Origin of the sequence: Inquilinus ginsengisoli, from assembly GCF_031453975.1 — a bacterium.
Taxonomy (GTDB): domain Bacteria; phylum Pseudomonadota; class Alphaproteobacteria; order DSM-16000; family Inquilinaceae; genus Inquilinus; species Inquilinus ginsengisoli_A.
The window spans coordinates 113,826-130,769 of sequence record NZ_JAVDPW010000014.1 but is presented as its reverse complement, the minus strand read 5'-3'; the positions used below and the strand labels follow the sequence as shown (position 1 = coordinate 130,769).

Annotated in this window: 19 protein-coding genes; 11 read left to right on the top strand and 8 right to left on the bottom strand. The window is 68.7% G+C overall.

Annotated elements, in window-relative coordinates; translation table 11 throughout:
* Positions 1-22 precede the first annotated feature (22 nt).
* Both E9232_RS32025 and E9232_RS32020 read left to right on the top strand, forming a co-directional pair.
* Complete coding sequence (locus E9232_RS32025; RefSeq protein ID WP_309801259.1) at positions 23-901, top strand: carbohydrate ABC transporter permease; 879 nt, start codon at positions 23-25, stop codon at positions 899-901.
* Positions 898-1,734 carry a carbohydrate ABC transporter permease gene (locus E9232_RS32020; RefSeq protein WP_309801257.1) on the top strand — a complete coding sequence of 279 codons (837 nt, stop codon included), beginning with the start codon at positions 898-900 and terminating at the stop codon, positions 1,732-1,734. The genes E9232_RS32025 and E9232_RS32020 overlap by 4 nt, the downstream gene beginning before the upstream one ends.
* 75 nt (positions 1,735-1,809) lie before the next feature.
* On the opposite strand, the gene E9232_RS32015 is transcribed toward E9232_RS32020, so the two are convergent.
* Together E9232_RS32015 and E9232_RS32010 are read right to left on the bottom strand one after the other, a co-directional pair.
* Complete coding sequence (locus tag E9232_RS32015) at positions 1,810-2,508, bottom strand: carbonic anhydrase (RefSeq protein WP_309801255.1); 699 nt, start codon at positions 2,506-2,508, stop codon at positions 1,810-1,812.
* A gap of 236 nt (positions 2,509-2,744) precedes the next feature.
* The gene (locus E9232_RS32010) at positions 2,745-3,074 is read right to left on the bottom strand and encodes a DUF1476 domain-containing protein (protein WP_309801253.1); all 330 of its coding nucleotides are present in this window, start codon (positions 3,072-3,074) and stop codon (positions 2,745-2,747) included.
* A 216-nt stretch (positions 3,075-3,290) separates the two neighbouring features.
* Between E9232_RS32010 and purC the strand changes: the two genes are divergently transcribed.
* Together purC and purS are read left to right on the top strand one after the other, a co-directional pair.
* Complete coding sequence (gene purC, locus E9232_RS32005) at positions 3,291-4,058, top strand: phosphoribosylaminoimidazolesuccinocarboxamide synthase (RefSeq protein WP_309801251.1); 768 nt, start codon at positions 3,291-3,293, stop codon at positions 4,056-4,058.
* 14 nt (positions 4,059-4,072) lie between these two features.
* The gene (gene purS / locus E9232_RS32000) at positions 4,073-4,315 is read left to right on the top strand and encodes a phosphoribosylformylglycinamidine synthase subunit PurS (RefSeq protein ID WP_309801249.1); all 243 of its coding nucleotides are present in this window, start codon (positions 4,073-4,075) and stop codon (positions 4,313-4,315) included.
* 126 nt (positions 4,316-4,441) lie between these two features.
* Here purS and E9232_RS31995 read toward each other — a convergent pair whose 3' ends face one another.
* Both E9232_RS31995 and gcvA (E9232_RS31990) read right to left on the bottom strand, forming a co-directional pair.
* Positions 4,442-5,152 carry a tellurite resistance TerB family protein gene (locus E9232_RS31995; RefSeq protein WP_309801247.1) on the bottom strand — a complete coding sequence of 237 codons (711 nt, stop codon included), beginning with the start codon at positions 5,150-5,152 and terminating at the stop codon, positions 4,442-4,444.
* 75 nt (positions 5,153-5,227) lie between these two features.
* A complete protein-coding gene (gene gcvA / locus E9232_RS31990; protein WP_309801245.1) occupies positions 5,228-6,160 on the bottom strand; it encodes a transcriptional regulator GcvA in 933 nt (310 codons plus the stop codon).
* 131 nt (positions 6,161-6,291) lie between these two features.
* Between gcvA (E9232_RS31990) and E9232_RS31985 the strand changes: the two genes are divergently transcribed.
* Positions 6,292-6,513 (top strand): DUF1127 domain-containing protein, encoded by a 222-nt coding sequence (locus E9232_RS31985; RefSeq protein WP_309801243.1) that lies wholly within the window; start codon positions 6,292-6,294, stop codon positions 6,511-6,513.
* A gap of 11 nt (positions 6,514-6,524) precedes the next feature.
* On the opposite strand, the gene E9232_RS31980 is transcribed toward E9232_RS31985, so the two are convergent.
* The 3 genes from E9232_RS31980 to gcvA (E9232_RS31970) all read right to left on the bottom strand — a co-directional run bounded on the left by E9232_RS31980 (position 6,525) and on the right by gcvA (E9232_RS31970) (position 9,297).
* A complete protein-coding gene (locus tag E9232_RS31980) occupies positions 6,525-7,799 on the bottom strand; it encodes an RNA polymerase sigma factor (protein WP_309801242.1) in 1,275 nt (424 codons plus the stop codon).
* 31 nt (positions 7,800-7,830) lie between these two features.
* Positions 7,831-8,193, bottom strand: coding sequence for a YciI family protein (locus E9232_RS31975; RefSeq protein ID WP_309801240.1), 363 nt, complete (start codon positions 8,191-8,193; stop codon positions 7,831-7,833).
* Between the two features lie 168 nt (positions 8,194-8,361).
* Positions 8,362-9,297 (bottom strand): transcriptional regulator GcvA, encoded by a 936-nt coding sequence (gcvA, locus tag E9232_RS31970; RefSeq protein WP_309801238.1) that lies wholly within the window; start codon positions 9,295-9,297, stop codon positions 8,362-8,364.
* Between the two features lie 142 nt (positions 9,298-9,439).
* On the opposite strand from gcvA (E9232_RS31970), the gene E9232_RS31965 reads away from it, so the two are divergent.
* From E9232_RS31965 to grxD, 6 genes are all read left to right on the top strand, one after another.
* On the top strand, positions 9,440-9,658 hold the full coding sequence (locus tag E9232_RS31965) for a hypothetical protein (protein ID WP_309801236.1): 219 nt from the start codon (positions 9,440-9,442) through the stop codon (positions 9,656-9,658).
* A 164-nt stretch (positions 9,659-9,822) separates the two neighbouring features.
* Positions 9,823-10,038: a DUF1127 domain-containing protein gene (locus tag E9232_RS31960; RefSeq protein ID WP_309801234.1), complete on the top strand. Its 216-nt coding sequence runs from the start codon at positions 9,823-9,825 to the stop codon at positions 10,036-10,038.
* A gap of 55 nt (positions 10,039-10,093) precedes the next feature.
* Entirely contained in the window at positions 10,094-10,774 is a 681-nt protein-coding gene (purQ, locus tag E9232_RS31955; RefSeq protein WP_309801232.1) for a phosphoribosylformylglycinamidine synthase subunit PurQ, read from the top strand.
* Positions 10,771-12,993 (top strand): phosphoribosylformylglycinamidine synthase subunit PurL, encoded by a 2,223-nt coding sequence (gene purL, locus E9232_RS31950; protein ID WP_309801229.1) that lies wholly within the window; start codon positions 10,771-10,773, stop codon positions 12,991-12,993. Before purQ ends, purL begins: the two co-directional genes overlap by 4 nt.
* 1 nt (position 12,994) lies before the next feature.
* On the top strand, positions 12,995-13,231 hold the full coding sequence (locus E9232_RS31945) for a BolA family protein (protein ID WP_309801227.1): 237 nt from the start codon (positions 12,995-12,997) through the stop codon (positions 13,229-13,231).
* Between the two features lie 26 nt (positions 13,232-13,257).
* Positions 13,258-13,596 (top strand): Grx4 family monothiol glutaredoxin, encoded by a 339-nt coding sequence (grxD, locus tag E9232_RS31940; RefSeq protein WP_309801226.1) that lies wholly within the window; start codon positions 13,258-13,260, stop codon positions 13,594-13,596.
* 72 nt (positions 13,597-13,668) lie between these two features.
* Here the strand turns inward: grxD and E9232_RS31935 are convergent, their stop codons facing one another.
* On the bottom strand, positions 13,669-16,944 hold the full coding sequence (locus E9232_RS31935; protein WP_309801224.1) for a calcium-binding protein: 3,276 nt from the start codon (positions 16,942-16,944) through the stop codon (positions 13,669-13,671).

Sequence of the window (16,944 nt, the reverse complement as noted above, 5' to 3'; positions counted from 1 at the left end):
CCTTTCGACGGGACCACTGCCGATGACAGCGACCACGATCGACGCGATCCCGACCGCCCGCAGCAGCCACCGGCGGACCTGGGCGGCCTGGGGCATGATCCTGCTGGCCCCCTATGTCGCCGTGCTGCTGGTGCTGGTGGCCTATCCGGTCGGCTACGGCCTGTATCTCGGCGCCAACCCGGCCAGCTACCGGCGGCTGTTCGCCGACCCGATCTTCCTGACCGCCGTGGTCAACACGCTCCTGTTCCTGATGATCGCGGTCAATGTGAAGATGGTGATCGCGCTCGGCCTGTCCGGCTTCTTCGCCGTGCCGCGCCGCTGGATCCGGCTGCTGCTGGTGCTGTTCATCCTGCCCTGGGCGGTGCCGTCGATCCCGACCATCCTGTCGTTCCGGGTCATGCTCAACCCCGAGAACGGCATGATCAACCAGCAGCTGTTCCGGCTGTTCGGCATCTTCGAAGGCCCGCCCTGGCTGACCGACCCCTGGCTGGCCTTCTTCTGCGCCATCGTCGTCCACATCTGGAAGTCGCTGCCGTTCTGGACCCTGATCCTGCTGACCGGCCGGCTGGCGATCGCCCGCGACCTGTACGAGGCTGCGGCGGTCGACGGCGCCTCGCGCTGGCAGCGCTTCCGCTTCGTCACCTGGCCGTCGGTGGCCGCGCTCTACGTCACCTCGACCTTCCTGTCGATGATCTGGACCCTGGGCGACTTCAACAGCGTCTACCTCCTGACCGGCGGCGGCCCGGCCGACAGCACCCAGGTGCTGGCCACGCTGGGCATCCGCTACCTCCGCAACAACAGCCTCGACCTCGGCGTCGCCTCGATCATCGTCGCCATGCCGCTGGTCCTGCCGATGGTGTTCGTCATGGTCAAGCGGCTGTCGAAGGGAACCGAGTCATGAAGCGCTGGTTCGGCGAGGCGGTGCTGGTCCTGATCGCCATCCCGGTGGTGCTGTGGACCGTGGTGCCGCTGTACCATCTGTTCGTGCTGGCGATCTCGCCGCCGGATTCGGTGCTGGCCGGCGACCTGTGGCCGGCCCAGCCGACCCTGTCCAACTTCGTCACCGTGTTCCGGCAGCAGCACTACTACCTCAGCAACTTCTGGCTGCAGCTCGGCAACAGCTTCGTGATCGCGGTGACGACCGGGGTGCTGACCTTGTTCGTCGCCACCTGCGCCGCCTTCGCCATCAGCCGGCTGCGGGCGCCGGGCGGGCGCACGGTGATGAACCTGGCGCTGTCGACCTATCTGATCCCGGCCGCCTTCCTGGCCGTGCCGATGTACAAGACGATGGGGTCCTACGGCCTGCTGAACACCCAGCTGGCGCTGATCCTGGCGATGGTCGCCCTGTCCTCGCCCTACGCCATCTGGGTGCTGAAGCAGGCCTCGGACAAGCTGCCGCGCGAGCTGGACGAGGCCGCGGTGATGGACGGCGCCACGCCGATGCAGATCTTCCGCATGGTCTACCTGCCACTGATGCGCCCGTCGCTGGTGGCGATCGGCATCTACGCCCTGCTCTTGGCCTGGAACGAGTACCTCTACGCCTTCCTGCTGCTGTCGAGCGAGAAGGCGGCGCCGCTGTCGGTCGGGCTCGGCCTGTTCCTGTCGGCCGATGATTCGCCGTGGAACCTGCTGATGGCGACCGGGCTGATCTACGCGATCCCGCCGGCCGTGATCTACTACCTGTTCCGCAACACCATGACGAGCGGCCTGACGGCGGGGGCGGTGAAGGGCTGAGCCCCTCCCCGCTGCCGGGCGTAGGTTGGGTTCGCAAGGGCGAACCCAACCCACGAAACCCCGCCCGTTCAGCGCTCAGACCAGCGCCACCTGGCCGGTCGCTAGATCGTAGATCCCGCCGACGACCTTCACCTTGCCCTCCTTGACCAGCCCGGCGACGACCGGATCGCGGGTGACCAGGAGCCTGACGTTGCGGCGAACGTTCTCGGTGATGGCGTCGGCGAGGAGATCCGCCCCGCCCTTCGCCTTCGCCGCCTCCACCGCCGGCTTGATCGAATTGACCAGCCCCGGCAGATGACCCGGCAGCTTGACGCCGTCCTTCAGCACCTTGATCGCCGCGTCGACCGCACCGCAATTGGAGTGCCCCAGCACCATGATCAGGGGCGCGCCCAGGAACTGCGCCCCGTATTCGAGGCTGGCGAGCCCGTCGTCGTTCAGGAAATTGCCGGCGACCCGGACCACGAACAGATCACCAGGCCCCTGGTCGAAGGCCAGTTCCGGCGAGACCCGGGAATCGGAACAGCTGAGGATGGACGCGAGGGGATACTGGGCCTGCGTCCGCGCGGCTCGGCCGGCCGAGAAATCCTTCTGCTCCGGCGTGTTGGCGACGTAGCGGGCGTTGCCGTCCATCAGCTTCGTCAGCGCCTCGTCCCCGGAGATGGCGTTCGGCGGCGCGGCGGTGGGCGCGGCGGCCGCCCGGGCCCCGGATCTCGACAAGGCCGCCGCGGCGGACAGCAGCATCGCCGCGCCCGCCAGGACGCCACGGCGTGACATCGCCGGCACCGATGGCTCCGCTCCGGCGGAGCAACACTGATCGCACATGAAATTTCCCTTCAGAAATTGTCGAACTCAAAAAAGCAGGCTGACTCCGCTGGGATTCGGCCTGGAGGACAGTTTTCTGATATGTCGCAGAAATTAAAAGCCGAGATTTTGCATGGATATTTCGCTCTCCCGCACAACGCAGAAGGGCGGCCGAAGCCGCCCTTTCCGCTCGCCGGAGGACCGGCCGCTTACTTCGGCGTCGCCTCGGTCATGATCTGCTGCCGCGCCACGGCCAGCAGCGCATCCATCTTCTTGCGCAGCCGGTGGTCCGACAGGTCGACGTCGTGGATCTTGAGGTCGGCATAGACCTTGTCGTGCACGTCCTCGTCGGTCTGCTTCTCGAAGTCGGACATGATGACCTCCTTCGCATAGGCATCGACGGCATCGCCGGTCAGGCCCAACAGCTCGGCCGCCCACAGGCCGAGCAGCTTGTTGCGCCGGTTCTGGATCCGGAACAGAAGCTCCTGGTCGTGCTGGAACTCCGCCTCGAAAGCCTGCCCCCGCGATTCGATCGTCATCCTGTCGCTTCCTTCCACCTGCCCGCCGCCGCGGGCGCAATTCGCATCATGCCGAGGATATAGCGTCTCTCGCCGCTGCGGTCACGCCCCGAGGCAACTGGGAGCGTGCAATTGTTTAGTGGATGTGCGCTTGCTATAAGCTGCCGGACGCGGACGTCCCTCCCGGGACGTCCCGATCCTTTTTTGTTGGCTTCACCGTTCAATGGACGTTTCGATATGAGCCGCCGCAGGCGCATCTACGAAGGCAAGGCCAAGGTCCTGTACGAAGGGCCGGAGCCGGGCACCATCGTCCAGTACTTCAAGGACGATGCGACGGCGCAGAACGGGCAGAAGAAGGCGGTGATCCAGGGCAAGGGGGTGCTGAACAACCGCATCTCCGAATACCTCATGACCCGGCTGTCCGAGATCGGCGTTCCCACGCATTTCATGCGCCGGCTGAACATGCGCGAGCAGCTGATCCACGAGGTCGAGATCATCCCGCTCGAGGTCGTGGTGCGCAACATCGCCGCCGGATCGTTCTCGAAGCGCTTCAACGTGCCCGAGGGCACGCCGCTGCCGCGCTCGATCATCGAGTACTACCTGAAGTCGGACGAGCTCAACGACCCGATGGTGTCGGAAGAGCACATCACCGCCTTCGGCTGGGCCAACGCCCAGGACCTCGACGACATGGTCTCGCTGTCGCTGCGGGTGAACGACTACCTCACCGGCCTGTTCCTCGGCATCGGCCTCAAGCTCGTCGACTTCAAGCTCGAATTCGGCCGCCTCTACGACGAGAACGACGAGATGCGGATCGTGCTGGCCGACGAGATCAGCCCGGACAACTGCCGCCTGTGGGACGTGCAGACCAACGAGAAATTCGATAAGGATCGCTTCCGCCAGGATCTGGGCGGCGTCATCGAGGCCTACCAGGAGGTGGCCCGGCGCCTCGGCATCCTGCCGGAAGGAAGCGTCGTCGACATCCGCGAGACCCAGGCCCCCACTTGAAGACTGGCACCGACATGAAAGCCCGCATCCACGTCATGCTGAAGCCCGGCGTCCTGGACACCCAGGGCAAGGCGATCGGCCATTCCCTGCAGGGCCTCGGCTTCGGCGAGGTCGGCGAAGTCCGCCAGGGCAAGGTGATCGAGGTCGAGATCGCCGCCGCCGACGCCGCCCAGGCGCGGGCCCGGCTGGACGAGATGTGCAAGAAGCTGCTCGCCAACCCGGTGACCGAGAGCTACGCGATCGAACTGGTCGCCTGAGGCGGCTGCCTCTCCTGTCATGCCACGGCCTGACCGTGGCATCCAGGGGCGGCCAGAGCGGCTCTCGACGGCCCTGGATTGCCCGGCCAAGCCGGGCAATGACACCAAGTGGGTATGGCAGTGTCCTTACCCCACCGTCGACGCCTGCGCCTCGAGATGGGCCGCCAGCCCGTCCGGCAGTTTGAGCCGGGCTGCGAGGTCGTCGAGATAGGCCTTTTCGCGCGGATCGTCCGGGTCGACCGCCAGGCGCGACGCCAGCCAGATTTCCGCCGCCTGCTCCGGCGTCGCCGCCAGGGCCGCGATCGCCGCGACATCGAGCGGCTTGGCCAGTTCGTCCATCACGAACGCCTTCTGCTCGGTGTCGAGGCCGAGCTGGCCGATCCGGTCGAACAGCGCCCGCTGCTCGGTCGCGTCGATATGGCCGTCGGCCTTGGCCGCGGCGATCATCGCCCGCACCACGGCGATGCGCGCGTCGCCGCCGCCCGCCGCGCTCTGCGTCTCCAGGTCGAACGGGCTGCTCGGCGGCGGCAGCGCCAAAGGCTGCTGCACCGGCGCCTGGGCCGGCGCCGGTGCCCGCTTGGCCTGCCAGTCCTGCCACGCCTTGAAGGCCAGGCCGCCGAGCACCGCCGCGCCGCCATAGCCCAGCGCCGAGCCGCCGAACTTCCGCACCTTCTTCGAACCGAGCAGCAGGCCGATCACGCCGCCGCCGAGCGCGCCGGTCGCCAGCGTGCCGAGATTGTCCGTCCAGCCGGAGCCTTTACCACCAGCAGCGGGGCCACCGGATTTGTTCGCGCCGCCGCCCAGGAAATCCTCGAACAGCTTCTTCGGATCGATCACGCGCCTCTCCTCCCGATGGTTGCGTTGGGAGGCAAATGGCCCGGCCGGTACCTGTCGACAAGTCGCGGACAGGCCTCAATCGTCCGGGCGCGACGCCATGACCGGCTCCCGCGGCGCCAGCGCGGTTTCCGCCGCGGCGGCCAGGATCCAGTCCCGGAACGCCCGCACCATCGGCCGGCGCAGCGCCCGAGCGGGGGCCACGAAGTGGTAGCCGGCGTCGCTGGCGAGCGAGAGGTCGAACGGCCGGACCAGGCGGCCGGCGGCCAGGTCGTCGGCCGCCAGGGAGTTCACCACCAGGGCGACGCCCTGGCCGCCGATCGCGGCCTGGATCGCCATGGAGGAATCGCTCATGCGCGGCCCGCGCACCCAGTCGACATCGGCCATCCCGACGGCGCGCAGCCAGTCGCGCCAGGGCGCCAGGGACTGGTCGTGCAGCAGCGTGTGCCGGCGCAGGTCGTCGAGCGTGCGCAAGCCGGGCGAGCCGTCGCGCAGCGCCGGGCTGCAGACCGGAAAGCTGTCATCCGCGAACAGCCGGTCGACCACCAGCCCATCCCAGCCGCCCCGTCCCCACCGAATGGCGCAATCCGCCTCGCCGCCATCGAGATCGACCTGGGCCAGCGACGCGGTGACGTTGACGTCGACATCGGGATGGGCGGCGATGAACCCCGACAGGCGGGCCCCCAGCCATTTCGCGACGAAGGAGGTGGTGGTGCTGACGGTCAGGATGCCGGTCGAGCGGCCCGGCGCGATCTGGGCCGTGGCGTCGGCGATGCCGGCCAGCGCGGCGCTGACCAGCGGCAGGTAGGCGCGCCCCGCCTCGGTCAGGTCCAGGCTGTTCTCGCGGCGGTCGAACAGCCGGACGTCCAGCCAGCCCTCCAGCCGGCGCACCTGCTGGCTGACCGCGGCCTGGGTCACCGACAGCTCGGCCGCCGCCCGGGTGAAGCTGCGGTGCCGGGCCGCCGCCTCGAAAGCCCGCACGCCGTTCAGCGGCGGCAGACGCCACGCCATCCCCGACTCCCTACAGACCAAGTTTTTATTGGGCTAGGCCCAGACTATCCCGTTTGCCGCCGCGGCCGCCAGCACCGATCTTAGGGGCAAGGGTCGACCCTGATCCTTCACCCCGATCAGGACTTCAGGACATGACAAGCTTCTGCATGGACGACCGCCGCCGCACGCCGGCGGCGCGGCCGAACCTCGCTTTCGCCCTGCTCCGCCGCCTCACCGCCCTGCCCGCCCTGTGGCGCGCCCGGATCGTGGCGCGCAGCCGGATGCAGCGCCTGAACGATGCCGCGCTGAGCGACCTCGGCCTGCGCCGCGACCAGGTCGAGACCCTGCAGCGCAAGCCGTTCTGGCGCGAATGACCGGCGTGGGACTAGGGCGGCGGCGCCGCGTCGGCCGCCTCGGTGGCGCGTCGTTTCAGGAAGTCCTGCTCGCGCCGGTTTCCGGCCAGCGCCGCAGCGGCCTCGAAGGCGGCCTGCGCCTCGGCATGGCGGCCGAGCTTGTGCAGCAGGTCGCCGCGGACGCCCTGCAGCAGGTGGTAGGCCTTGAGCGCGGGCTCGCCCATCAGGCGGTCGACGATGGCCAGCCCTGCCCCCGGCCCCTCGGCCATGCCGACGGCCACCGCGCGGTTGAGCTCGACCACCGGCGAGGGCACCAGCGCCGCCATCTCGGCATAGAGCCCGGCAATGCGCGGCCAGTCGGTCTCGTCGGCCGTCCGCGCCCGGGCATGGCAGGCGATGATGGCGGCCTGCAGGGCATAGAAGCCGCCGGCCCCGCCCAGGTCGCGCGCCCGCCCCAGCGCCCGCAGGCCCCGCCGGATCTGCAGCTGGTCCCACAGCGCGCGGTTCTGGTCGAGCATCAGGATCGGGTCGCCCGCCGCATCGGTGCGCGCCGCGGTGCGCGAGGCGTTCAGCTCCATCAGCGCCAGCAGCCCTAAGGCCTCGGGCTCCTGCGGCGCGACGGCGGTCAGCACCCGGCCCATGCGCAGCGCCTCGTGGCACAGCTGGGGGCGCATCCAGTCCGCGCCGCGCGCCGCGGTGTAGCCCTCGTTGAAGATGAGGTAGACGACCTCCAGCACCGAGGACAGCCGCTGGGACAATTCCTCGCCGCGCGGCGTCTCATAGGCCAGCCCGGACTCCGACAGCGTCCGCTTGGCGCGCACGATGCGCTGGGCGATCGTCGCCTCCGGCAGCAGGAAGGCCCGGGCGATCTCGTCGGTAGTCAGGCCGCAGATCATCCGCAGCGCCAGCGCCGCCCGGGCCTCGCGCGACAGCAGCGGATGGCAGGCGGTGAAGACCAGACGCAGCATCTCGTCGCCGATGTCGTCGTCCAGGGCGGAGTCGAGATCGGGCATCGCCTGCTGCTCCTCCTCCAAATCCCGGGTGATGACATCGTGCTTGCGCGCCAGCATCTGGCGGCGGCGCAGATGGTCCAGCGCCCGGCGCTTGGCGGCCGCCATCAGCCAGGCGCCGGGCCGCTCCGGCACGCCGGTCTCGGGCCACCGCTCCAGCGCCGCCACCAGGGCGTCCTGGGTCGACTCCTCGGCCAGCGGCACGTCGCGCAGCATCCGCGCCAGGCTGGTGATCAGCCGGGGCTGCTCGATCCGCCACACGGCCAGGATCGCGCGATGGGTGTCGGCGGCCGTCATGGCCGCCGACACCGTCTGCCGGACCGTCGCGTCAAGCGCAGTCGGCCGCCTCGGCCAGGACGCGGATCTCGCAGGTCCCTTCCCAGCCCGGCATGAAGTCCTTGTGCAGCTGCAGGAACTCCACCGCCGAGGCCACCGCCTCCTCCTTGGTCCTGAACTCGAAGATGACGTAGCCGCCGATGACCTCCTTGGCCTCCACGAACGGGCCGTCGAGGACGCTGAGCTGCCCGCCCGTGAGACTGACCCGCGCGCCGGTCTCGATCGGCATCAGCTGGCCGCCATCGAGCATGCGGCCGGTCTGGAGCTCGCGGTTGGCGAGGGTGTTCATGGCCTCGATCAGCTCCGGCGTCGGCGGCTCGGTGCTGGCGGTGGTGATGATCGACATGAAGCGCATCTGGATCTCCTCCTGGGGCGAGCCGCGGACGCCATCGCCGCTGCACCGTCTCGCTATTCAAGTCGACGAACCAGCCTCACCTGGATCGACAGGCCTTGCGAAAAAAAATCGCGCCCAGGAGAAAAAAGACGATGCCCAGGGATCGAAGCCCGATCGACGCTCCGGTCCCTACGCCGCCGGCAGCTCCATCGGCTGCTGTGGCTGCGCCTCGGCCTCGGCGGCCGCGGCGAACAGCCAGTCGCGGAACGCCCGCACCAGCGGCCGGTTCAGCGCGGCCGGCGGCGCCACGAAATAGTAGGCGTAGTCGCTCTTCAGATGGTCCCGCGGCAGCGACAGCTCGAACGGCCGCACCAGCCGGCCGGCGCGCAGGTCGTCCATCACCAGCACCCGCTGCGCCAGCGCCACCCCGTGCCCTTCGATCGCCATCTGGATCAGCAGCGCCGAATCTTGCGTCCGGGGCCCGCGGACCCAGCCGAGATCCTCCATCCCCGCCGCCCGCAGCCACTGCTTCCACTGCACCAGCGTCTCGTCGTGCAGCAGGCGGAAGCGGCGCAAATCGTCCAGCGCCGACAGGCCGGCCGCCGCCAGGTCCGGGCTGCACACCGGGAAGGTGTCCTCGGAGAACAGCTTTTCCGCCACCACCCCGTCCCAGGCGCCGCTGCCGAAGCGGATGGCGCAGTCGACCGTGTCGCGGCTGAAGTCGATCAGCCGGGATTCGGCGTCGAGGTTGACGTCGATCTCGGGCTGCTGCTCGTTGAAGGACGGGATCCGCGTCACCAGCCATTTGCGGATGAAGGACGGGATCGCCGAGACGGTCAGGATGCCGGAATGCGGCGGCGGCCGGATCCGCGCCGTGGCCTCGGCGATGGCGTCGAAGGCGTCGCGCAGCACCGGCAGGTAGCCGCGGCCGGTCTCGGTCAGCTCCAGCCCGCCTTCGGTGCGGTCGAATAGCTTGGCCCCCAGCCAGTCCTCCAGCCGGCGCACCTGCTGGCTGACCGCGGCCTGGGTGACCGCCAGCTCCTCGGCCGCGCGGGTGAAGCTCTCGTGCCGTGCCGAGGCCTCGAAGGCGCGGATACCGTTCAGCGGCGGCAGGCGTCGGCGCATCGTTTCCCCCTGTCGAAACCCGGTCGATAGATTCTCTTGTCCCGGCCACGAGAATATCCTGTTTGTGGTTTGTTCTCCAGAATCCGATCTTGGGAGTGTTCCCGACGCCCCTGAATTCGTCCCCGCCGGAAAGGGAAATGCCATGACCACCGCCACCGCCTCCCGCCCTGTCATCCAGCATCGCGCTGCTGGGCTGCCGAACGGCCGTGTCGGGCTGTGGACCCTGCTCAAGGCCTCCCTGACCGGCCGCAGCACCCGCCGCCTGCCGCTCGGCTCGCTGGACGACCACATGTTGCGCGACGTCGGCGTCGACCGGCCGAATGCCTCGACCGACCCGCGCGACCTGATCCTCCGCCTCTGATCCGCTCCGCCCCCCTGCGGTGCCTCGGGCCGGATCCGTCACCGCGGATCCGGCCATTTTCCCATCCGAAGGCCGGGAATCACGGGGTGTATCCGCCATCACATCCAAGCGAGCCCCGGCGGCGGTAAGGTCCGGTTCAGTCACCGACACAGAAGGACGCGACCATGACCATGATTGTTGCCGACCGCACCCCGCGGACCAGTTCGACCGAACGCCAGCGCGGCGGCCTCGGCCGACTCCTGTCCACCCTGACCCTGTGGTCAGTCCGGGACCGCACCCGGCGCCGGCTGCAGACGCTGGACAGCCATCTGCTGAACGACATCGGCCTGTCCCGCGACGACGTGCAGGCAGAAGGCGAGAAGCCGTTCTGGCGCGCATGACAGGACAGACCCAAGCACCCTTGCCAAGGCCCGGCCGGACCGCTAAATCCCGGCCATGCAAGCCGCCGTCATCGTCTTCCCGGGATCGAACGCCGACCGAGACCTCGCCGTGGCACTCTCCCACGCGACCGGACGGCCGACCCACATGGTCTGGCACCGCGACACCGAGCTGCCGCCGACCGACCTGATCGCCATCCCGGGAGGGTTCTCCTACGGGGACTACCTCCGCTCCGGCGCCATGGCGGCACAGTCGCCGATCATGGGCGCGATCCGCGCGGCCGTGGCCAAGGGCGTGCCCACCGTGGGCATCTGCAACGGCTTCCAGATCCTGACCGAGGCGGGGCTGCTGCCAGGCGCGCTGATGCGCAACGCCGGCCTGACCTTCGTGTCGCGCACCGTGTCGATGCGGGTCGAGACCTCGAACAGCCCGTTCACCCGCGGCTACAATGCCGGGCAGACGGTGCGGATTCCGATCCAGCATCATGACGGCTGCTATTTCGCCGACCCGGACACGCTGAAGCGGTTGGAGGACGAGGACCGCGTCGCCTTCCGCTACATCGCGGACCAGGACGGCCGCGGCAACCCGAACGGCAGCCTGAACGACATCGCCGGCATCCTGTCCGAGAACCGGCGGGTGCTCGGCATGATGCCCCATCCCGAGCGTGCATCGGAGCCGGAACACGGCAACACCGACGGCCGCGCCCTGTTCGAAGGCCTGGTGCAGATCCTGTCATGACCACCGCTCAGCTTCCCCCCGAGCCCGAGGTCACGCAGGCGCTGGCGGCCGAATTCGGCCTGACCGCCGACGAATTCGCCCTGACCCAGACCATCATGGGCCGGATGCCGACGCTGACCGAGCTGGGCATCTTCTCGGTGATGTGGTCGGAGCACTGCTCCTACAAATCCTCGCGCCGCTGGCTCAAGCAGCTGCCGACCACCGCGCCCTGGGTGATCTGCGGCCCCGGCGAGAATGCCGGCGTGATCGACATCGGCGACGGCCAGGCCGCCATCTTCAAGATGGAAAGCCACAACCACCCGAGCTTCATCGAGCCCTATCAGGGTGCTGCGACCGGCGTCGGCGGCATCCTGCGCGACGTCTTCACCATGGGCGCGCGGCCGGTGGCCAACATGAACGCGCTGCGCTTCGGCAGCCCGGACCATCCGAAGACCCGGCACCTCGTCGCCGGCGTCGTGTCCGGCATCGGCGGCTACGGCAACTGCGTCGGCGTGCCGACGGTGGGCGGCGAGACCAATTTCCACGCCTCCTACAACGGCAACATCCTGGTCAACGCCATGACCGTGGGCGTGGCCAACACCGACAAGATCTTCTATTCGGCGGCTGGCGGCATCGGCAACCCGGTGGTCTATGTCGGCTCCAAGACCGGGCGCGACGGTATCCACGGCGCCACCATGGCCTCGGCCGAATTCGACGACGCCTCGGACGAGAAGCGCCCGACCGTGCAGGTCGGCGACCCCTTCACCGAGAAGCTGCTGATCGAGGCCTGCCTGGAGCTGATGGCGACCGACGCCATCGTCGCGATCCAGGACATGGGCGCGGCCGGCCTGACCTCCTCCTCGGTCGAGATGGCGAGCAAGGGCGGCTGCGGCATCGAGCTGGATCTCGACCATGTGCCGCAGCGCGAGACCAACATGGTCCCGTACGAGATCATGCTGTCGGAGAGCCAGGAGCGGATGCTGATGGTCCTCAAGCCCGGCCGCGAGGCCGAGGCCGAGGCGATCTTCCGCAAATGGGAGCTGGATTTCGCCGTGATCGGCCGGGTCACCGACACCGGCCGCATGGTGCTGAAGATGTATGGCCGCACCTGGGCCGACATGCCGGTGGCGGAGCTGGTCGACGCCTCTCCGAACTACGCCCGGCCGTGGGAACCGACGCCGCCGCAGCCGGAGATCGCCGCCGCGGCCCTGCCGCTGCCGGAGGCGCCAGAGGCGGTGCTGGAGCGGATGCTGGCCTGCCCCGACCTGGCTTCCAAGCGCTGGATCTGGGAGCAGTATGACAGCCGGGTCGGCGCCGACACCGTCGCCCTGTCCGGCGAGGCCGATGCCGCGCTGGTGCGGGTGCACGGCACCGGCAAGCTCTTGGCCATCACCACCGACTGCACCCCGCGCTACTGCCTGGCCGACCCCGAGCGGGGCGGCGCCCAGGCCGTGGCCGAAGCCTGGCGGAATCTCACCGCCACAGGGGCTACGCCGCTGGCGATCACCGACAACATGAACTTCGGCAACCCCCAGAAGCCGCGGATCATGGGTCAGTTCGTCGGCTGCATCCAGGGCATGATCGCCGCCTGCCAGGCACTTGATTTCCCAGTCGTTTCCGGCAATGTCTCGCTCTACAACGAAACCTCCGGCGAAGGCATCCTGCCGACTCCGGCGATCGGCGGCGTCGGCCTGATCCAGGCCGGCGGGCGCCACGTCAAGGCCGGGTTCAAGGCCGCCGGCGAAGCCATTGTCCTGATTGGCGAAACCCAGGGACATGTCGGCACCTCGCTCTATGCCCGCGAGATCCATGGCCGCGAGGACGGCGCACCGCCGCCGGTCGACCTGGCGGCCGAACGCCGCAACGGGGACCTGGTGCGGGCCCTGATCCAGGACGGCACCGTCACCGCCTGCCACGACCTGGCCGATGGCGGCCTCTACGTCGCCGTCGCCGAGATGGCGATGACCGGCCGGATCGGCGCCACGGTCGAGCTGCCGGCCGAGGCCGGGCTGCTGTTCGGCGAGGACCAGGGCCGCTACCTCGTGACCGCCACCGACGGCGAGGCGCTGCTGGCCCGCGCCCGGGCGGCGGGCGTCCCGGCGCAAATCATCGGCGGCACCGGCGGCGACGTGTTGAAGCGCGGTGACGGCGTTGCCATATCGGTTGACAGGCTGCGCCGCGTCAACGAGGCGTGGCTGCCCGGATACATGACCAATACCGTTCCGGCTGGAGAAGCGTGAGATGGCAATGGAACCGGCGGAGATCGTCCGCCTGATCAAGGATGGCCTGCCCGGCGCCGAGGTGCGGATCGAGGATCTGCGCGGCGACGGCGACCATTATGCCGCCTACGTCACCAGCGCCGCCTTCACCGGCAAAAGCCGCGTGCAGCAGCATCAGATGGTCTATCAGGCCCTCGGCGGCCGGATGGGCAACGAGCTGCACGCCCTGATGCTGCACACCACCGCCGCCGAAGCCTGACCCCTCCCCGACGAGAGCGAGTTCCCATGGACAATCCCGTCTTCGAGCGCATCCGCAACGACATCGCCAGCAACGACGTCGTCGTCTACATGAAGGGCACGCCCGTGTTCCCGCAGTGCGGTTTCTCCGCCGCGGTGGTGCAGGTGCTGACCCATATCGGCGTGCCGTTCAAGGGCATCGACATCCTGACCGACCCCGGCCTGCGCCAGGGCGTCAAGGAATACTCGAACTGGCCGACCATCCCGCAGGTCTACGTCAAGGGCGAGTTCGTCGGCGGCTGCGACATCGTGCGCGAGATGTTCCAGTCCGGCGAGCTGCAGGACCTGCTCGAGGCCAAGGGCGTCGCGGTCGCCGCCCAGGGCTGACGCCCGGCGCTACGGCTATCGATCCAGCCAGGCAGATGCCCGCCCCTTCCGGGGCGGGCATTGTCGTTTCGGCTACAGCACGAAGTCGCTGCCATCCAGCTGTTTGATGAAGAGCACATCGATCCGGAAGTCGGCGACCTTGTCGCCGTCAATGTCACCCATGACATAGCCGGTCGTCTTTTCTGCGTCGGGGACGTCTTTGAAATAGCCCAGCTCGCCACCGCTGCCGGAAAATCCAATAAGCGAAGAGAGATAACCGATCCAGGTGAAGGCTTGGTTGCCGGCCACGTGGCTGTTGGCATCGATCGCCGACAGGTCGATTTTGTCGCCATCGGCACCCGTGAAATCCCAAATGGAGTTGGGATTGGTGAAGGGGGCAGGGCCGAGGGAGTTGAAGACGAAGCGGTCGGCGCCGATGCCCCCTGTGAGAAGGTCCCCACCCAGGCCGCCGATTAAGATGTCGTTGCCGGCGCCGCCATTGAGGCTGTCGTTGCCAGCGCTTCCGGCCAGGCTGTCATTGAAGGCCGAACCGATGACCTGTTCGATCGAGACGAAATGGTCGCCGGTCGCACCGCCGCCCGATCCGGTGCCGGTCGCGAGGTCGATGGTCACGCCGGTGGTGCTGCCGGCATAGCTGGCGGTGTCGGTGCCGGCGCCGCCATCGAGCGTATCGGCCCCGGACCCGCCATTGAGGGTGTCGTTGCCATCGCCGCCATAGAGGCTGGCTGCGGCGGCGCCTCCGGTCAGGGTGTCGGCGTAGCCTGACCCGATGACGGCTTCGAACCCGGTGATGTGATCGCCGGTCGCGTCGCCGCCCGATCCCGTGCCGGCCGCGAGGTTGATGGTCACGCCGGTGGTGCTGCCGGCATAGCTGACGGTGTCGATGCCGGCGCCGCCATTGAGCGTATCGGCCCCGGCCCCGCCATTGATGATGTCGTTGCCGGCCCCGCCGTCGATGGTGTCGTTGCCGGCATTGCCGGTCAGCACATTGGCGTTGCCATCACCGAGCAGCCCGTCATTGCCGAGACCGCCGATCAGGTTTTCGATCCCGGTCAACCTGTCGCCCTGGGCCTCGAACCCCACACCCAGCCCGGTGGCCAGGCTGACACTCACCCCACCGGTGCTGCCGGCATAGCTGGCGGTGTCGCTGCCGGCACCGCCATTGAGAACGTCCGCTCCGGCCCCACCCGTGAGGATGTCGTTGCCATCGCCGCCATTGAGGCTGTCTGCGGCAGCGCTTCCGGCCAGGCTGTCGGCGAAGGCCGAGCCGATGACGACTTCGATCGCGGCGATGTGGTCGCCGGACGCGTCGCCGCCCGACCCCGTGCCGGCCGCGAGGTCGACGGACACGCCGGCGGTGCTGCCGGCATAGTTGACGGTGTCGATTCCGGTGCCGCCGTCCAGCCAGTCAGCCCCGGCACCGCCCAGGATCGTGTCGTTGCCGTCGCCGCCATAGAGGTTGTCATTGCCCGCCGCCCCGAGGATGGCGTCGTTGCCGGCGTCGCCATAGAGGGTCTCGGCGTCGGCCGACCCGACCAGGAGATCGTTGCCGTCGCCGCCGGAGCCATAATCGCTGCCGCCGCCGTCGGTATCGATCCGGTCGTCCCCGACGCCCCCATATATGGTGTCGGTGCCGAGGCCGCCGCGGAGGATGTCGTTGCCGTCCTCGCCATAGAGGCCGTCGTTGCCGTCGCCGCCGGTCAGCGTGTCCGTGCCGTCGCCGCCATGGAGGTTGTCGTTGCCGCCCACCCCATTCAGGGCATCGGTGCCGGCATAGCCGTAGATCGTGTCGGCCCCTGCGGCACCGGTGATGGTGTCGTTGCCCGACCCGGCAAAGTAGGTCATCAGCTCCATGTTGATCGCCCGGCTGCCGTCGCTGCCGGCGGCGCCGTTCAGGGTGAAGCTGACCCCGGCCGTGGTGGTGCTGTGGTCGACATACAGCGTGTCGGTGCCGATGCCGCCATCGACAAGGTCGACCCCGATGCCGGTGCTGATGTAGTCGTCGCCGTCGCCGCCCAGGATCGTGTCGTTGCCGTCGCCGCCATAGAGGTTGTCATTGCCCCCCACCCCGAGGATGACGTCGTTGCCGGCGTCGCCATAGAGGGTCTCGGCGTCGGCCGACCCGACCAGGGTGTCATTGCCGTCGCCGCCGGAGCCATAATCGCTGCCGCCGCCGTCGGTATCGATCCGGTCGTCCCCGACGCCCCCATACATGGTGTCGGTGCCGAGGCCGCCGCGGAGGGTGTCGTTGTCGTTCTCGCCATAGAGGCTGTCGTTGCCGTCGCCGCCGGTCAGTGTGTCGGTGCCGTCGCCGCCATGGAGGTTGTCGTTGCCGCCCGCCCCGTTCAGGGCGTCGGTGCCGGCATAGCCGTAGATCGTGTCGGCCCCTGCGGCGCCGGTGATGGTGTCGTTGCCCGACCCGGCAAAGTAGGTCATCAACTCCATGTTGATCGCCCGGCTGCCGTCGCTGCCGGCGGCGCCGTTCAGGGTGAAGCTGACCCCGGCCGTGGTGGTGCTGTGGTCGGCATACAGCGTGTCGGTGCCGATGCCGCCATCGACAAGGTCGACCCCGATGCCGGTGCTGATGTAGTCGTCGCCGTCGCCGCCCAGGATCGTGTCGTTGCCGTCGCCGCCATAGAGGTTGTCATTGCCCGCCACCCCGAGGATGACGTCGTTGCCGGCGTCGCCATAGAGGGTCTCGGCGTCGGCCGACCCGACCAGGGTGTCGTTGCCGTCGCCGCCGGAGCCGTAGTCGTTGCCCCCACCCCCCGTCTCGATCCGGTCGTCCCCGACGCCCCCATACATGGTGTCGGTGCCGAGGCCGCCGCGGAGGATGTCGTTGCCGTCCTCGCCATAGAGGCCGTCGTTGCCGTCCCCGCCGGTCAGCGTGTCCGTGCCGTCGCCGCCATGGAGGTTGTCGTTGCCGCCCACCCCATTCAGGGCGTCGGTGCCGGCATAGCCGTAGATCGTGTCGGCCCCTGCGGCACCGGTGATGGTGTCGTTGCCCCACCCGGCAAAGTAGGTCATCAACTCCATGTTGATCGCCCGGCTGCCGTCGCTGCCGGCGGCGCCGTTCAGAGTGAAGCTGACCCCGGCCGTGGTGGTGCTGTGGTCGACATACAGCGTGTCGGTGCCGATGCCGCCATCGACAAGGTCGACCCCGATGCCGGTGCTGATATAGTCGTCGCCGTCGCCGCCATAGAGCGTGTCGTTGCCGTCGCGGCCGTAAAGCGTGTCGTTGCCGATCCCGCCGTTCAGCACATCATTGCCGGCCATGCCGTCGATGGTGTCGTCGCTGGTGGTGCCGTTCAGGGTGTCCTCGCCGGCGGTGCCGGGTATGTAAGCCAT

Bases quoted from the DNA above. Each gene is read 5' to 3' on its own strand.
- E9232_RS32025 (WP_309801259.1), top strand. From the start codon at position 23: ATGACAGCGACCACGATCGACGCGATCCCGACCGCCCGCAGCAGCCAC.
- E9232_RS32020 (WP_309801257.1), top strand. From the start codon at position 898: ATGAAGCGCTGGTTCGGCGAGGCGGTGCTGGTCCTGATCGCCATCCCG.
- E9232_RS32015 (WP_309801255.1), bottom strand. From the start codon at position 2,508: ATGTCACGCCGTGGCGTCCTGGCGGGCGCGGCGATGCTGCTGTCCGCC.
- E9232_RS32010 (WP_309801253.1), bottom strand. From the start codon at position 3,074: ATGACGATCGAATCGCGGGGGCAGGCTTTCGAGGCGGAGTTCCAGCAC.
- purC (WP_309801251.1), top strand. From the start codon at position 3,291: ATGAGCCGCCGCAGGCGCATCTACGAAGGCAAGGCCAAGGTCCTGTAC.
- purS (WP_309801249.1), top strand. From the start codon at position 4,073: ATGAAAGCCCGCATCCACGTCATGCTGAAGCCCGGCGTCCTGGACACC.
- gcvA (WP_309801245.1), bottom strand. From the start codon at position 6,160: ATGGCGTGGCGTCTGCCGCCGCTGAACGGCGTGCGGGCTTTCGAGGCG.
- E9232_RS31985 (WP_309801243.1), top strand. From the start codon at position 6,292: ATGACAAGCTTCTGCATGGACGACCGCCGCCGCACGCCGGCGGCGCGG.
- E9232_RS31980 (WP_309801242.1), bottom strand. From the start codon at position 7,799: ATGACGGCCGCCGACACCCATCGCGCGATCCTGGCCGTGTGGCGGATC.
- E9232_RS31975 (WP_309801240.1), bottom strand. From the start codon at position 8,193: ATGCGCTTCATGTCGATCATCACCACCGCCAGCACCGAGCCGCCGACG.
- gcvA (WP_309801238.1), bottom strand. From the start codon at position 9,297: ATGCGCCGACGCCTGCCGCCGCTGAACGGTATCCGCGCCTTCGAGGCC.
- E9232_RS31965 (WP_309801236.1), top strand. From the start codon at position 9,440: ATGACCACCGCCACCGCCTCCCGCCCTGTCATCCAGCATCGCGCTGCT.
- E9232_RS31960 (WP_309801234.1), top strand. From the start codon at position 9,823: ATGACCATGATTGTTGCCGACCGCACCCCGCGGACCAGTTCGACCGAA.
- purQ (WP_309801232.1), top strand. From the start codon at position 10,094: ATGCAAGCCGCCGTCATCGTCTTCCCGGGATCGAACGCCGACCGAGAC.
- purL (WP_309801229.1), top strand. From the start codon at position 10,771: ATGACCACCGCTCAGCTTCCCCCCGAGCCCGAGGTCACGCAGGCGCTG.
- E9232_RS31945 (WP_309801227.1), top strand. From the start codon at position 12,995: ATGGCAATGGAACCGGCGGAGATCGTCCGCCTGATCAAGGATGGCCTG.
- grxD (WP_309801226.1), top strand. From the start codon at position 13,258: ATGGACAATCCCGTCTTCGAGCGCATCCGCAACGACATCGCCAGCAAC.
- E9232_RS31935 (WP_309801224.1), bottom strand. From the start codon at position 16,944: ATGGCTTACATACCCGGCACCGCCGGCGAGGACACCCTGAACGGCACC.